Here is a 13,667-nt window from a genome sequence, read left to right as displayed (position 1 = left end):
GAGGGGACAGAAAGGGCCGGACTTCTGTCGATTTCCCCCTCTCCCCTATGGGGAGAGGGCCGGGGTAAGGGGCAAGGTTTACTTAGTGATACGTCCCTGAGCATCTTTCAGCGCAGCATCAACGGTCTGGCGACCGCTAACGGCGTTGATAACCGCGGTGCGCACGGCATACCAGAAAGCAGACATCTGAGGAATATTTGGCATAATCTCGCCTTTCTGGGCGTTATTCATGGTGGCGGCAATACGTGGATCCTTCGCCAGCTGTTCCTGGAACGATTTCAGCGCCACGGCACCGAGCGGTTTGTCTTTGTTCACGTCTGCCAGACCCTGATCGGTAAGCAGATAGTTTTCAAGGAACTCTTTCGCCAGTTCTTTATTCGGGCTGGCGGCATTAATACCGGCGCTCAGTACGCCCACGAACGGTTTAGACGGCTTGCCTTTAAAGGTTGGCAGTAGCGTCACGCCATAGTTGATTTTGCTTTTGTCGATATTGGACCAGGCCCACGGGCCGTTAATCGTCATCGCCGTTTCGCCCTTGTTGAACGCGGCTTCGGCGATGGAGTAGTCGGTGTCGGCGTTCATCTGCTTGTTCTTGATCATATCGACCAGGAAGCCGAGGCCCGCTTTTGCACCCGCACTGTCTACGCCCACATCTTTCACATCATATTTGCCGTTTTCGAACTTGAAGGCATACCCACCGTCTGCCGCAATCAACGGCCAGGTGAAGTATGGTTCCTGCAGGTTGAACATCAGCGCGCTCTTCCCTTTCGCCTTCAGCTCTTTATCCAGGGCGGGGATCTCCTCCCAGGTTTTCGGCGGGTTTGGTACCAAGTCTTTGTTATAAATCAGCGACAGCGCTTCTACCGCAATCGGGTAAGCGATGAATTTGCCGTTGTAACGCACCGCGTCCCAGGTGAACGGATAGAGCTTGTCCTGGAAAGCTTTGTCTGGGGTGATTTCGGCCAGCAGGCCGGACTGGGCATAGCCGCCAAAGCGGTCGTGAGCCCAGAAGATAATGTCCGGGCCATCGCCGGTTGCCGCCACCTGTGGGAATTTTTCTTCAAGTTTATCAGGATGTTCAATGGTGACTTTAATACCGGTATCTTTCTCAAACTTCTTACCGACTTCGGCCAGGCCGTTGTAGCCCTTATCGCCGTTAATCCAGATGACCAGTTTGCCTTCTTCGATTTTTGCCAGTGCAGAGGCGGAAAGCATCATCGTCGTCAGAGCTGACAGAGCGAGGATACGGGCGCCGGTTTTAATTTTCATGTTCCCATCCTTTGAGTGGTGGTGTGCGCTTTATAGGGTAGTGCAGATTAACGTTGTTAAGTCTGCGGAGATGGCAAGCGCTTCTCATCCTCCTTTGCTCTACGCCCCTGAGTGGTTATCTGTGATCTGCTTTGCATAACTGGCCGTTATGTGTTCTGGCGCACATAAAAACGCACTGAAAACTGAAGCCGCGATCACGAAAATCCCTTGTGTCACCTGCAACCGGTTGCAGATGTCCCTTCCTCATCCTCCCGCCTCCTCCCCCATAAAAAAGCCTTAGGGTGGAGGATTTACCAAATGTAGCTATCCCTCATAGTCGGACACATATTGAAGCACCTGTCCGACGGCAGGCGGCAGTAATGAGGGAGTGGTAATGGCGAGCGTGCAGCTACGGAACGTAACAAAAGCCTGGGGTGACGTGGTGGTGTCGAAAGACATCAATCTCGACATCAATGAAGGAGAATTCGTGGTTTTTGTCGGACCATCAGGCTGCGGTAAGTCAACGTTGCTGCGAATGATTGCGGGTCTCGAAACCATCACCAGCGGCGAACTGCTGATTGGTGAAAAACGGATGAACGACATTCCACCTGCCGAGCGCGGTGTGGGCATGGTGTTTCAGTCGTATGCCCTCTATCCCCATCTTTCTGTCGCGGAAAACATGTCCTTTGGCCTGAAGCTTGCCGGGGCAAAAAAAGTCGATATCAACCAGCGCGTGAATCAGGTTTCTGAAACCTTGCAGCTCGCGCATCTGCTGGACCGCCGCCCGAAGGCGCTGTCCGGTGGACAACGCCAGCGCGTGGCCATTGGCCGAACCCTGGTCGCGGAGCCTCGAGTCTTCCTGCTGGATGAGCCGCTTTCAAACCTTGATGCGGCGCTGCGCGTGCAGATGCGCATTGAGATATCCCGCCTGCACAAGCGTCTGGGGCGCACGATGATTTACGTGACCCATGACCAGATTGAGGCGATGACTCTGGCCGACAAAATCGTCGTGCTGGACGCCGGTCGCGTTGCGCAGGTAGGGAAACCGCTAGAGCTGTATCACTACCCGGCGGACCGCTTCGTCGCGGGCTTCATTGGGTCGCCAAAAATGAACTTCCTGCCGGTAAAAGTGACCGCGACGGCCATTGACCAGGTGCAGGTGGAATTGCCTAACCGTCAGCATGTCTGGCTGCCGGTGGAAAGCCGCAACGTTCAGGTGGGGGCCAATATGTCACTTGGCATTCGCCCGGAACACCTGCTGCCGAGCGACATTGCTGACGTCACCCTTGAAGGGGAAGTGCAGGTCGTTGAGCAGTTGGGACATGAGACTCAGATTCACATCCAAATCCCCGCCATTCGTCAAAACCTGGTTTACCGCCAGAACGACGTGGTGTTGGTAAAAGAGGGTGCCACATTCGCTATTGGCCTGCCGCCAGAGCGTTGCCATCTGTTCCGAGAAGATGGCACCGCGTGTCGTCGGTTGCATCAAGAGCCTGGCGTTTAAGCATTCCCATAAAAAAGAAAAGCAATGATCTCAGGAGATAGAATGATGATTACTCTGCGCAAACTCCCACTGGCGGTCGCCGTAATTGCAGGCATCGTGTCTGCACAGGCTGGTGCCGTTGATTTCAAGGGCTACGCACGTTCTGGTATTGGCTGGACAGGTAGCGGCGGCCAGCAGCAGTGTTTTAAAGCGACAGGTGCTGGCTCTAAATACCGTCTGGGTAACGAATGTGAAACTTATGCTGAAATTGAGTTAGGTCAGCAAGTTTGGCAGGAAGGCGAGAAAAGCTTCTACGTTGACACCATGATTGGTTACGCCACTAACCAGCTGAACGATGACGAGGACACCAACGGTGGTCCGCGCGTGCGCCAGATGAACGTGGTGGGTAAAAACCTGATTGACGCGCTGCCTGGCGCGAATATTTGGGCAGGTAAGCGTTACTACAAACGCCATGACGTGCACATGATCGACTTCTACTACTGGGACGTTTCTGGCCCAGGGGCTGGCCTGGAAGATATTAACCTGGGCTTCGGTAAACTCTCCCTGGCCGCCACCCGTAACGGTGAAGCCGGTGGTTCAGAGGCATTTATCAACGGTACTACCAAAAAACAAGACCTGGCGAACGACATCTTTGATATTCGTTTAGGGCAGATGGAAGTGAACCCTGGCGGTTCTCTGGAAGTGGGCTTTGATTACGGTCGTGCAAATACCAGCAAGCACTACGATTTTGGCGTGCAGGATGCGACTAAAAATGGCTGGTTGGGTACCGTGGAACATACTCAGACCTTCCTCGGCACCAGCCTGAACAAATTTGTGGTGCAGTACGGCACTAACGCGATGGCACAAACCAACGGTACCGGGCGCCCGAATACCTTCCAAAACAACGACGGCAAAATGCTGCGCGTTATCGACCACGGTGCTATCGACTTCAACGATACCTGGGGCCTGATGTACGTGGGTATGTACCAGGATATCAACCGCGATGATAACAACGGCACCAAGTGGTGGACCGTGGGCGTTCGTCCTATGTACAAATGGACGCCAATCATGAGCACCCTGCTGGAAGTCGGCTACGACAACGTGAAGTCTCAGCTGACCGACAAGAGCAACAACCAGTACAAAATCACCCTGGCACAGCAGTGGCAGGCGGGTAACAGCATCTGGTCTCGTCCGGCTATCCGCGTCTTCGCAACCTACGCCAAGTGGGATGAGAAGTGGGGTTATTCTTCCAGCGATTCCACCGACTCTAACTATGTAGCGGGCACGCCATCCGGCATTGCTTTCGCCGATACCAGCGCTCGTACTTTCAGCCGCGGCAACGACAGCGAAGTCACCTTCGGCGCTCAGATGGAAGTCTGGTGGTAAGTTAATCCCCCGTGCGGGTGCTTAGCGCCCGCCGGTTTCACATGCCTGACCCGTCTCTTTTTTGCCTGAAGGAGACGGGTTCGCTTCGAGGATAAAACAATGAAAAAACATCTTCTCGCGCTTTGCCTGCTTCCCGTTCTGGGCTTATCGTCCGTGCCGGCTTCCTTTGCCGCCAACGCGGCGATTAACCCGCAAAATATCTCTACCGCACCGTCTATTCCTACGGACAAATTACAAAGCTTGCCGTGGACTCCGTTGATGCCGCCCGTTAGCCAGGACGTGGTGCTGACCGCTTCTTCGGCCAGCCTTAACGTCGGGGAACTCACCGGGAGCGTGGCCGCCTTCGTGCTGCCAGCGGATCAGGGCTCACTGGAAATCACGCTGACCAGCCTGGTAAAAGACCTGAGCGTTTATGCGCCAAATGTTCTGATTCTCGACGGGCAGATGCAGCCTTCTGCTTTCTTCCCGAGCAGTTATTTCCAGTACCAGAAGCCAGGTATGACCTCCGGCAACCGTCTGGAGAACGTCATGAAGCTGACCCCAATGATGGGTCAGAAACAGATCTACATGCTGGTGTACACCACGAAACACGATCTGACGGAAACCACCCGCATGATCAACCCGGCGAAGCTCTATGCCGAAGGGGCAAGCAACGCCATTCCTGATGTGGCTGACCCGGTCGCCAGCCACAGTGGGCAAGGTACCCTGACGGTTAAGCTGAAAACCGAACAAAACAGCGGCAACATCATGATCGGTAAGATCTTTGGTGGGTCCGATGCCAAACCTGTTGTGGTCGGTAACGTAGCGCCGCCGACGGCTTACTCTGCACCGGCCGCCGCGCCAGCACCTGTGGCAGCGCCAGCTGCGAAAAGCGAACCAATGCTCAATGATACGGAAAGCTATTTTAACCGCGCCATTAAACAGGCGGTGGATAAAGGCAACATCGATAAGGCCCTGAAACTGCTGAATGAAGCCGAGCGTCTGGGTTCCACCTCCGCCCGTAAAACTTTTATCAGCAGTGTAAAAGGCAAGGGGTAACTATCTCCCCACGTTGCTGATGCTTGAAGTATTGGTGCGCTCAGGCGCACCTTTTTTTTCCCGTCATAATTCAAGTCTCAGGAGAGTTGGCTGCACTCCCTGACTCCAGATAGCTCTTCCTGTTGCTCAATTGTTGCGGTATTTGCCGCGTGTGTTGCCATTGTCTGCCCGCACAGAGATGTTCTGCGTTACAATGCCATCAGGTTATGTATCGGAGAGTATTCCCATGTCCGACGCGCTGTCGCCGTTGCGCGCCCTGAATTTCTACACGGAGGTCCCGCAAGGGCTGAGCTCCGCTTATCTCGACTGGCTGTTGCTGGAAGATTCGATGACGAAACGCTTCGAACAGCATTGCCAAAAAGTCACCGTCCGCATCGTGCGTGAAGGGTTTGTTCCCGCTGGCAATGATTTGCCCGAAGCCGATTTATTACCTGCCTCTGAGCATTACTGGCTGCGGGAAATTATTCTCTGTGGGGATGACGAACCCTGGTTGCTGGGCCGCACCGTGGTACCTGAAAGCACGCTTGATGGCCCTGAACTGGCGCTGCAAAAGCTCGGCAACACGCCGCTCGGGCGCTATCTGTTTAGTTCATCAACCCTGACGCGTGACTATATTGAGATTGGCCGTAGCGCCGAACTGTGGGGACGTCGTTCCCGACTGAGACTTTCCGGCAAACCGCTGCTACTGACCGAACTGTTTTTGCCGGCGTCTCCGCTGTACGAAGAGGAAAAATAATGGAGTGGAGTCTTAACCAGGGAAAGCTTCTGGCTTATCACCGGTTGATGCGCACCGATAAGCCCATCGGCGCTTTGCTGTTGCTGTGGCCAACATTGTGGGCGCTTTGGGTTGCAACGCCGGGCCTGCCATCGCTGATGAACCTGATTGTCTTTATCGCTGGCGTTTGGTTGATGCGCGCCGCAGGCTGCGTCGTGAATGATTATGCCGACCGTAAGTTCGATGGTCACGTTAAGCGTACCGCGCAGCGCCCGTTGCCCAGCGGGGCGGTTTCAGAGAAAGAAGCGAAGATCCTGTTTGCCGTGCTGGTGGGCCTTGCCTTCCTGCTGGTGCTGACGCTTAACACCATGACTATCCTGCTGTCGATAGCAGGGCTGGCGCTGGCGTGGGTGTATCCGTTTATGAAGCGTTACACTCATTTGCCGCAGGTGGTGCTGGGTGCGGCTTTTGGCTGGTCCATTCCTATGGCATTTGCCGCCGCCAGCGAATCGGTGCCGCTAAGCTGCTGGCTGATGTTCCTCGCGAATATTTGCTGGACCGTGGCGTACGACACGCAGTATGCGATGGTCGATCGCGACGACGACCTGAAGATTGGTATTAAGTCGACGGCAATTCTTTTTGGCCGCAACGATAAGCTGATCATCGGCCTGCTGCAAATCGCCACCATGCTGTTGATGGGCATTGTGGGCTGGCTAAACGGGCTGGGCGGTGCGTTTTACTGGTCAATTTTGCTGGCGGGCGGGCTGTTTGTCCATCAGCAGAAGCTGATCGCCAAACGTGAGCGTGAAGGCTGCTTTAAAGCGTTCATGAACAACAACTACGTGGGCCTGGTGCTGTTTATTGGGCTGGTACTGAGCTACCTGCATTTCTGAGTCAGCCTCAGGCAATAAAAAAGGCGGGTTAATCACCCGCCTTTTTCGTTTTTGCTGAATTAAGAAACCGCGTCCTGTGACGCAGAGCTCTCAATCGTCAGGCGTACGTCCGAGGTCACAAGGTCTGCCAGCATCTGGTAAACCTTGATGGTTTCGGTTGCGTCCGCATCACCGGTATCGCTGATATAGCCTTCATCGCGCAGGGTAAGGACCAGCGAGGTAAAGACCGCTTTATCAAAGAATTCCGGGGCATTAATGCCGTGCAGAACGGACAGGCGCTGCGCCACCGTGCGGCTTTCGCGCTCCAGCGTCCCGCGGTTGATCGACGGGTTGGCGCTCAGCTGCCAGAAGGTAATGGCATACCGCTGAACCGTCTCGCGCACGCCCGCCGCCAGAAGCTGCAGAGTACGAGAGCGGTTAGGGTTGATCTGCACTTCGTCACCGACAAGCATCACCAGATCCTGACGTTCCATCTCGGCGATCAGCGCGTCAATTTCTCTGCCCAGCTCGCTTTTTTCCCAGCGCAGGAACAGCTCGGCCTTCAGCATCGGATAAACGACTTCTATCTGACGAAGTAGCTCGGCACGTGAGATATGGCGATGCTGAGTGATGATGGACGCCATCAGCGACGGCAACACCAACATATGCATGATGTTGTTGCGGTAATAGGTCATCAACACGGCCTGCTCGCGAGGCAGAATGATGATGTCACCGATGGTGTCTTTCTCCACCTCGAACTTGTTCATCTGTAGCGCGTGGTCGATCAGCGCATCGGCGGAAACCGTTGGTGCGGTGGCATCCGGAGAATACGGCACGTTACGCAGCAGATTCAGGTAGCAGTCGAGCTGTTCGGTGAGCTGTTCACGGGTCAGCGAACGCTGGCGCGAGGCAAGCAGCGCTGTACAGCACAGGTTCATGGCGTTAGCGGCCCCTGCGTTGTTGATTCTCACCATCAGGTCAGCGGCGATATCGTTCACCGTTGGCGTCAGCCAGGCTGGGCGAATCGCTTCAATCGGATCGATAGAATCTTTCCATTCCGGCACATGCTGGTTCAGGTAGGCCATCAGCGGCAGCGGTTCGCCGAAGTTAACGTAGCCCTGACCCAGGTTACGCAGCTTGCTCAGGCCGCGTACCATCTGCATGAAGCTCTCTTTTTCTTTGGTCGCACCGCGCAGCTCTTTCGCGTAAGTCCCTACTTCCATGACGTGCTCGTAGCCGATGTAAATCGGCACCAGAGTAATCGGGCGGGTGCCGCCGCGCAGCATTGCCTGAATCGTCATCGACAGCGTGCCGGTCTTCGGATCCAGCAGGCGACCGGTACGGGAACGGCCCCCCTCGACAAAGTACTCTACGGAATAGCCGCGGCTGAACAGTTCGCCGAGGTACTCGCGGAACACGGTGGAGTAAAGCTTGTTGCCCTTGAAGGTACGACGAATAAAGAACGCGCCCAGGCGGCGGAAAATCGGGCCAGCCGGCCAGAAGTTCAGGTTGATCCCGGCGGCGATGTGCGGCGGAACCAGCCCCTGGTGATAAAGCACGTAGGAAAGCAGCAGATAATCCATGTGGCTGCGGTGGCAGGGCACATAGACAATTTCGTGGCCGTCATGGGCAAGCTGGCGCACGCGCTCGGCGTTGTGCACATTAATGCCCTGATAGAGGCGGTTCCAGGTTAAGCCTAAAACGCGGTCCGTCAGACGTACGGCTTCGTAGGAGAAGTTCGCGGCGATCTCTTCCATCAGCGCGACGGCGTTTTGCTGCGCTTTCTCGTGGGAGATTTTCTTGCTGCGGGCTTCATCTTCTACCGCGCGGGCAATCGCTTTTGACGCCAGCAGCTTGTTGAAGAGATCCTGACGAACCGGCAGGCGTGGGCCTACTGCAGCCAGACGCTGGCGGGCAAAGTGAGTGCGCGCCACGCGAGCCAGTTTTTGGGCGATAATCTTGTCCGTGCCGTGTTCGGTTGCCATGCGGCGCAGCGAAACCGGTGGAGAGAAACGCACGAAGCTATCGCGGCCGAGCCAGGAAACCGCAAAGAATTTCTGGACACCGTTCAGGGTACGTAAAGGCGGATTGATTTCCCCTTTCTCGCGGCCTGGCGAGCGGCCGAACATCACGGAAACCGGCACCATCTGCACATCGAGGTCTGGATTGCTGCGGTGCAGATCCAGATAGTCGTGGAACAGTTTTACCGACTCTTCTTTTGGCGTGTAATAGGTAAAGACGCGCGGCCCGCCGTGGATAAACACGTAGCGCGGCAACAGTACGCCGTCAATTTCCAGAGGTTCCAGCGGGTCGGGCAGATCGTGATCCAGGCATTGGGCCCGCAGCGTCAGTAGGTCTGCCTTAGAGTTGTAGGGCAGGACGTACATAATGGGGCGTGAAGGGTCCAGACCGAGTTCGGTTTGTGGATCCGCCGGGATAGACTTGCTCTTTACCAGAACACTTAATGGTAAATTCAGTAATTTGTAGTAAATTCTTGGCCAGCCTGACATAAATGATGTAAAGCCTCAGGTTAATAATGCAAATGCGCCGCAAGGATATCAGAAACTCTGGGGAATTTCTGTGGCGCTGCGATTTAGACTCAATGAGCATTGACGCTCAATATTTAAAAAGGTTTCCTTGAATGGCGAATAATACCACCGGCATCACCCGCATTATTAAGGCTGCAGGCTACTCGTGGAAGGGGCTGCGTGCGGCCTGGATCAACGAAGCCGCCTTTCGTCAGGAGGGCGTGGCTGCGGTTATCGCTATCATCGTTGCCTGCTGGCTGGACGTTGACCCCATCACCCGTATTTTATTGATTGGCTCGGTCGTGTTGGTGATGATTGTCGAGATCCTTAACAGCGCCATTGAAGCGTTGGTCGACCGTGTTGGCACCGACTACCACGAGCTTTCGGGGCGAGCCAAAGATATGGGTTCCGCCGCGGTATTGATAGCGATTATCCTTGCAGTTGCGACCTGGGCCACCCTGCTTTGGTCACATTTGCGATAGCCCTTCCAGAATAGTTTAAGTCGCTGGTTTTTTGCTTAATTTGTGGTTTCAAAATCGCCTTGGGCTGTATATACTCACAGCATAACTGTATAAACACCCAGGGGGCGGAATGAAAGCACTAACTACCAGGCAGCAAGAGGTGTTTGATCTCATTCGGGATCATATCAACCAGACCGGCATGCCACCTACGCGCGCCGAAATTGCACAACGTCTGGGGTTCCGTTCTCCAAACGCCGCGGAAGAGCATCTTAAAGCGTTGGCACGTAAAGGTGCCATCGAGATTGTCTCCGGTGCATCACGCGGCATTCGTTTGCTGGTTGAAGAAGAAAATGGCCTACCGCTGGTGGGCCGCGTTGCCGCCGGTGAGCCGCTGCTGGCGCAACAGCACATCGAAGGCCACTACCAGGTTGACCCTTCTCTGTTCAAGCCGAATGCCGATTTCCTGCTGCGCGTCAGCGGCATGTCGATGAAAGATATCGGCATCATGGACGGCGATTTGCTTGCGGTTCACAAAACGCAGGATGTGCGTAACGGCCAGGTCGTTGTCGCGCGTATAGATGATGAAGTGACCGTAAAACGCCTGAAAAAGCAGGGCAACACCGTGCATCTGCTGCCAGAAAACAGCGAATTCCAGCCCATTGTGGTCGATCTCCGCGAGCAGAATTTTAGCATTGAAGGCCTGGCCGTCGGGGTTATCCGCAACGGTGAATGGCTGTAACACCTCTTTCGGTGGTGCGGTAAACCTGCTGTACCACCCGCTTTAAACTCCTCTATTTTCCTCTGGATCATTCCCATGCGATTCTTCTCGTCAACGGATGGTGCGCTGTGGCGGCTTGCGCTGCCGATGATTTTTTCCAACATTACCGTGCCGCTGCTGGGCCTGGTCGATACCGCAGTCATTGGTCATCTCGATAGCCCAAACTATCTCGGCGGGGTGGCTATCGGCGCCACGGCGACCAGCTTCCTGTTTATGCTGCTGCTATTTCTGCGTATGAGCACCACCGGATTAACGGCGCAGGCGTTTGGTGCGAACGATCCACAGCGACTGGCGCGTGCGCTGGTTCAGCCTCTGATGCTGGCGCTGATAGCCGGGTTTGCTATCGTGGCGCTGCGTTATCCACTGATTAACCTTGCGCTGCACGTTGTTGGTGGCAATGACGAAGTGCTGTATCAGGCAAGGCGGTTCCTGGAGATCCGCTGGCTGAGTGCTCCCGTATCGCTGGCTAACCTCGTACTGTTGGGCTGGCTGCTGGGCGTTCAGTATGCTCGGGCACCGGTGATCCTGCTGGTGGTGGGAAACCTTATCAATATCGTGCTCGACCTTTGGCTGGTGATGGGGCTGCACATGAACGTGCAGGGGGCAGCGCTGGCGACGGCGGTGTCTGAATACGCCACGTTTTTCATCGGCCTGCTGATGGTGCACAAAGTCCTGAAGCTGCGCGGCATTAGCTGGGCGCGCCTTAAAACGGCCTGGCAGGGGGATTTACGCAAGCTGCTGGCGCTTAACCGCGACATCATGCTGCGTTCGCTGCTGCTGCAAATTTGTTTTGCTTCTATCACCATCTTTGGTGCCCGTCTTGGCAGTGAAATTGTCGCTGTTAACGCCGTGCTGATGACGTTACTGACCTTCACGGCCTATGCGCTGGACGGCTTTGCTTACGCCGTGGAGGCTCATTCAGGGCAGGCTTACGGGGCGCGTAACCGTGGGCAACTGCTGGAGGTTTGGGGCGCAGCGTGTAGGCAGGCGGGGTTGGTTGCGATAGCGTTTGCCGCTATTTATGCCGTTGCTGGAGAACACATCATCGCGCTGCTTACCTCCTTGCCGGAGCTGCGTCAGCAGGCCGACAGCTACCTTGCCTGGCAGGTGATATTGCCGGTTGTGGGCGTTTGGTGCTACCTGCTGGACGGGATGTTTATTGGGGCCACACGCGGGGCCGAGATGCGAAACAGCATGGCGGTTGCGGCGTTGGGCTTTGGCGTGACGATGCTTACGCTGCCCTTGTTGGGTAATCACGCTTTGTGGCTGTCGCTGGCGGTGTTTTTAGCTTTGCGCGGCCTGGCGCTTGGCGTCATCTGGCGACGCCACTGGCGCAATAACACCTGGTTTGCCGCACAGGGCTGCCATTGATGGTGCTGCCTGGCCTTCGTTAACCCATCTTCTATCTGCTGATTTCTCGTTTTTAAGGCGAGGGGTCAGCATGCCATCGTTTTTAAAAATGGTTAAAGATTCTGAGTTTTAAATGTAACCCAGAATCCTTGTCTACAATTACCTTTACATCCAGCAGACAGCGGATGTTTTCCAGCAAGACAGCATCCTGCAGCCCGGATGCAAAATTCTAAACCGAACGATGAGGAGATGACTATGAATAAGGACGAAATCGGCGGTAACTGGAAGCAGTTCAAAGGTACGGTCAAAGAGAAATGGGGTAAGCTGACCGATGACGATATGACCGTCATCGAAGGGAAGCGTGACCAGTTGGTGGGTAAAATCCAGGAGCGTTACGGTTACGCCAAAGACCAGGCAGAGAAAGAGGTGAAGGACTGGGAGTCCGGAAATAAATACCGCTGGTAACCTGGCGGCCCCTCAAATGTGCTAATCAGTAAGACCTATCCTGCCCGGGTACAAGGATGTACCACTCCCTCTTAACGCTTTTTCTTCGGCTGCACTGAATGATCGTGATCGCAGGCACCGTGGTGACTACAAGCTTCAACTTCCGAACAATCAGCACACAATCCGTGGGCTTCAATGACGTTGTGCCGCAGGGAGAACCCCATTTTGGACGCAAGTTTCTGCATAATATCTTCCACACCCTGAGCCGCCTGCTCTTTCACTGCCCCGCATCTGTCGCAGATAAACATGGCAGAAGAATGGGTGGGATGATCGATAAAATTGCACAGCACGTAACTGTTGTTGGATTCCACGCGGTGCACAAAACCCTGCTCCAGCAGAAAATCCAGCGCTCGGTAAACGGTGGGTGGCTTAGCCTGTGGCTCACTGACGCGCAGGAGATCTAGCAAATCATAGGCGCTGATGGCGCCGGTTTGCTCGGCCATAAGGCGCAAAACCTCGAGACGCTGTGGCGTCAGGCGTACATTGCGTTGCAGGCAGAGCTTTTCAGCCTGAGCTAACACGTTTTGCGAAGTTGTGGTATCCATCAGCCTCTCCCGGTCATTGACGCAATACTTTATCATAATGCGGATAAAACGCCGAATCCTGGTACATAATGACCCTATCTACCCAGGAGGAAGTGATGCAAAAACCCGATTGTATTCGTCACTGGCGTGAGCTGGAAGGCGAGGATGACTCAACCTATCCCGACAGCACGGAGCTGTTTTCTATTGGCGCTCCTCTGGCCCGTTATTTCGGTTTAACCCGCCTTGGTATTCACCACGAACGGATTCCCCCTGGCCGCAGAACCTCTTATCCCCACGCCGAGAGCAGCGAAGAAGAGTTCGCGTATGTGCTCGAAGGGCACCCGGAGGTGTGGATCAATGGTCATCTCTGGGCGCTTGAACCGGGCGATAGCGTGGGGTTCCCAGCCGGAACAGGCATCTGCCATACCTTTATTAACAATACCGAACAGGATGTGCGGCTTTTAGTGGTGGGTGAAGCCAATAAAGCCGAAAATAAAATTTATTACCCGCTAAATCAGTCTTACGCCGTGCAGCGTAAGGACCGCTGGATAGATCACCCGCCTCAATTCTTTGGCCCGCATAACGGCCAGCCTTCACGAAAGCCAAAGGGTAAACTATAAATTAATTAGCAAGGAAACAATAAAACGCTAACCCTAAGGATATATCTGGGATCCTGATGGTTCAAATATCCATCTTTTTATCGCGCTATTCACAGCAATAGTCTGCCTCTGTTCAGTCATAACTGTCAGGGGCGAATTACTTCATCTGACAATCAGACAG

13 protein-coding genes are annotated in these 13,667 nt (G+C 54.7%); 10 read left to right on the top strand and 3 right to left on the bottom strand.

Going from position 1 to position 13,667, the window contains the following annotated elements:
- Window positions 1-78: 78 nt before the first annotated feature.
- Entirely contained in the window at window positions 79-1,269 is a 1,191-nt protein-coding gene (gene malE, locus CNE01S_RS11240) for a maltose/maltodextrin ABC transporter substrate-binding protein MalE (protein WP_039289315.1), read from the bottom strand.
- Between the two features lie 373 nt (window positions 1,270-1,642).
- Between malE and malK the strand changes: the two genes are divergently transcribed.
- From malK to ubiA, 5 genes are all read left to right on the top strand, one after another.
- Window positions 1,643-2,752 (top strand): maltose/maltodextrin ABC transporter ATP-binding protein MalK, encoded by a 1,110-nt coding sequence (gene malK, locus CNE01S_RS11235; protein WP_061276047.1) that lies wholly within the window; start codon window positions 1,643-1,645, stop codon window positions 2,750-2,752.
- A 42-nt stretch (window positions 2,753-2,794) separates the two neighbouring features.
- Entirely contained in the window at window positions 2,795-4,117 is a 1,323-nt protein-coding gene (locus CNE01S_RS11230; RefSeq protein ID WP_061276045.1) for a maltoporin, read from the top strand.
- Window positions 4,118-4,216: 99 nt separating this feature from the next.
- The gene (gene malM / locus CNE01S_RS11225; protein ID WP_061276043.1) at window positions 4,217-5,155 is read left to right on the top strand and encodes a maltose operon protein MalM; all 939 of its coding nucleotides are present in this window, start codon (window positions 4,217-4,219) and stop codon (window positions 5,153-5,155) included.
- A 226-nt stretch (window positions 5,156-5,381) separates the two neighbouring features.
- A complete protein-coding gene (gene ubiC, locus CNE01S_RS11220) occupies window positions 5,382-5,891 on the top strand; it encodes a chorismate lyase (RefSeq protein ID WP_061276041.1) in 510 nt (169 codons plus the stop codon).
- On the top strand, window positions 5,891-6,763 hold the full coding sequence (ubiA, locus tag CNE01S_RS11215) for a 4-hydroxybenzoate octaprenyltransferase (protein WP_061276039.1): 873 nt from the start codon (window positions 5,891-5,893) through the stop codon (window positions 6,761-6,763). The genes ubiC and ubiA overlap by 1 nt, the downstream gene beginning before the upstream one ends.
- Before the next feature lie 59 nt (window positions 6,764-6,822).
- On the opposite strand, the gene plsB is transcribed toward ubiA, so the two are convergent.
- The gene (gene plsB / locus CNE01S_RS11210; RefSeq protein ID WP_061276037.1) at window positions 6,823-9,252 is read right to left on the bottom strand and encodes a glycerol-3-phosphate 1-O-acyltransferase PlsB; all 2,430 of its coding nucleotides are present in this window, start codon (window positions 9,250-9,252) and stop codon (window positions 6,823-6,825) included.
- A 131-nt stretch (window positions 9,253-9,383) separates the two neighbouring features.
- Here plsB and CNE01S_RS11205 point away from each other — a divergent pair, with 131 nt between their 5' ends.
- The 4 genes from CNE01S_RS11205 to CNE01S_RS11190 all read left to right on the top strand — a co-directional run bounded on the left by CNE01S_RS11205 (window position 9,384) and on the right by CNE01S_RS11190 (window position 12,324).
- A complete protein-coding gene (locus CNE01S_RS11205) occupies window positions 9,384-9,752 on the top strand; it encodes a diacylglycerol kinase (protein ID WP_061276035.1) in 369 nt (122 codons plus the stop codon).
- 109 nt (window positions 9,753-9,861) lie between these two features.
- Window positions 9,862-10,470 carry a transcriptional repressor LexA gene (gene lexA, locus CNE01S_RS11200; RefSeq protein WP_008455837.1) on the top strand — a complete coding sequence of 203 codons (609 nt, stop codon included), beginning with the start codon at window positions 9,862-9,864 and terminating at the stop codon, window positions 10,468-10,470.
- A gap of 75 nt (window positions 10,471-10,545) precedes the next feature.
- Entirely contained in the window at window positions 10,546-11,880 is a 1,335-nt protein-coding gene (gene dinF, locus CNE01S_RS11195) for an MATE family efflux transporter DinF (protein WP_061276034.1), read from the top strand.
- Between the two features lie 234 nt (window positions 11,881-12,114).
- Complete coding sequence (locus tag CNE01S_RS11190; RefSeq protein WP_061276032.1) at window positions 12,115-12,324, top strand: CsbD family protein; 210 nt, start codon at window positions 12,115-12,117, stop codon at window positions 12,322-12,324.
- A gap of 71 nt (window positions 12,325-12,395) precedes the next feature.
- Here the strand turns inward: CNE01S_RS11190 and zur are convergent, their stop codons facing one another.
- On the bottom strand, window positions 12,396-12,908 hold the full coding sequence (gene zur / locus CNE01S_RS11185) for a zinc uptake transcriptional repressor Zur (protein ID WP_061276030.1): 513 nt from the start codon (window positions 12,906-12,908) through the stop codon (window positions 12,396-12,398).
- 95 nt (window positions 12,909-13,003) lie between these two features.
- On the opposite strand from zur, the gene CNE01S_RS11180 reads away from it, so the two are divergent.
- The gene (locus CNE01S_RS11180; RefSeq protein ID WP_061276028.1) at window positions 13,004-13,507 is read left to right on the top strand and encodes a cupin domain-containing protein; all 504 of its coding nucleotides are present in this window, start codon (window positions 13,004-13,006) and stop codon (window positions 13,505-13,507) included.
- Window positions 13,508-13,667: the final 160 nt, after the last annotated feature.

Source organism: Cedecea neteri NBRC 105707 = ATCC 33855 (assembly GCF_001571265.1).
GTDB classification, from domain to species: Bacteria; Pseudomonadota; Gammaproteobacteria; order Enterobacterales; family Enterobacteriaceae; genus Cedecea; species Cedecea neteri.
Note: the sequence above shows the minus strand (reverse complement) of the source record. Positions and strands in the feature narration are given on the sequence as shown.

Excerpts from the sequence above, each read along its gene's own strand:
- ubiC (WP_061276041.1), top strand. The coding sequence starts at position 5,382 with ATGTCCGACGCGCTGTCGCCGTTGCGCGCCCTGAATTTCTACACGGAG.
- zur (WP_061276030.1), bottom strand. The coding sequence starts at position 12,908 with ATGGATACCACAACTTCGCAAAACGTGTTAGCTCAGGCTGAAAAGCTC.
- CNE01S_RS11190 (WP_061276032.1), top strand. The coding sequence starts at position 12,115 with ATGAATAAGGACGAAATCGGCGGTAACTGGAAGCAGTTCAAAGGTACG.
- malE (WP_039289315.1), bottom strand. The coding sequence starts at position 1,269 with ATGAAAATTAAAACCGGCGCCCGTATCCTCGCTCTGTCAGCTCTGACG.
- CNE01S_RS11230 (WP_061276045.1), top strand. The coding sequence starts at position 2,795 with ATGATGATTACTCTGCGCAAACTCCCACTGGCGGTCGCCGTAATTGCA.
- ubiA (WP_061276039.1), top strand. The coding sequence starts at position 5,891 with ATGGAGTGGAGTCTTAACCAGGGAAAGCTTCTGGCTTATCACCGGTTG.
- lexA (WP_008455837.1), top strand. The coding sequence starts at position 9,862 with ATGAAAGCACTAACTACCAGGCAGCAAGAGGTGTTTGATCTCATTCGG.
- CNE01S_RS11180 (WP_061276028.1), top strand. The coding sequence starts at position 13,004 with ATGCAAAAACCCGATTGTATTCGTCACTGGCGTGAGCTGGAAGGCGAG.
- malM (WP_061276043.1), top strand. The coding sequence starts at position 4,217 with ATGAAAAAACATCTTCTCGCGCTTTGCCTGCTTCCCGTTCTGGGCTTA.
- plsB (WP_061276037.1), bottom strand. The coding sequence starts at position 9,252 with ATGTCAGGCTGGCCAAGAATTTACTACAAATTACTGAATTTACCATTA.
- CNE01S_RS11205 (WP_061276035.1), top strand. The coding sequence starts at position 9,384 with ATGGCGAATAATACCACCGGCATCACCCGCATTATTAAGGCTGCAGGC.
- dinF (WP_061276034.1), top strand. The coding sequence starts at position 10,546 with ATGCGATTCTTCTCGTCAACGGATGGTGCGCTGTGGCGGCTTGCGCTG.
- malK (WP_061276047.1), top strand. The coding sequence starts at position 1,643 with ATGGCGAGCGTGCAGCTACGGAACGTAACAAAAGCCTGGGGTGACGTG.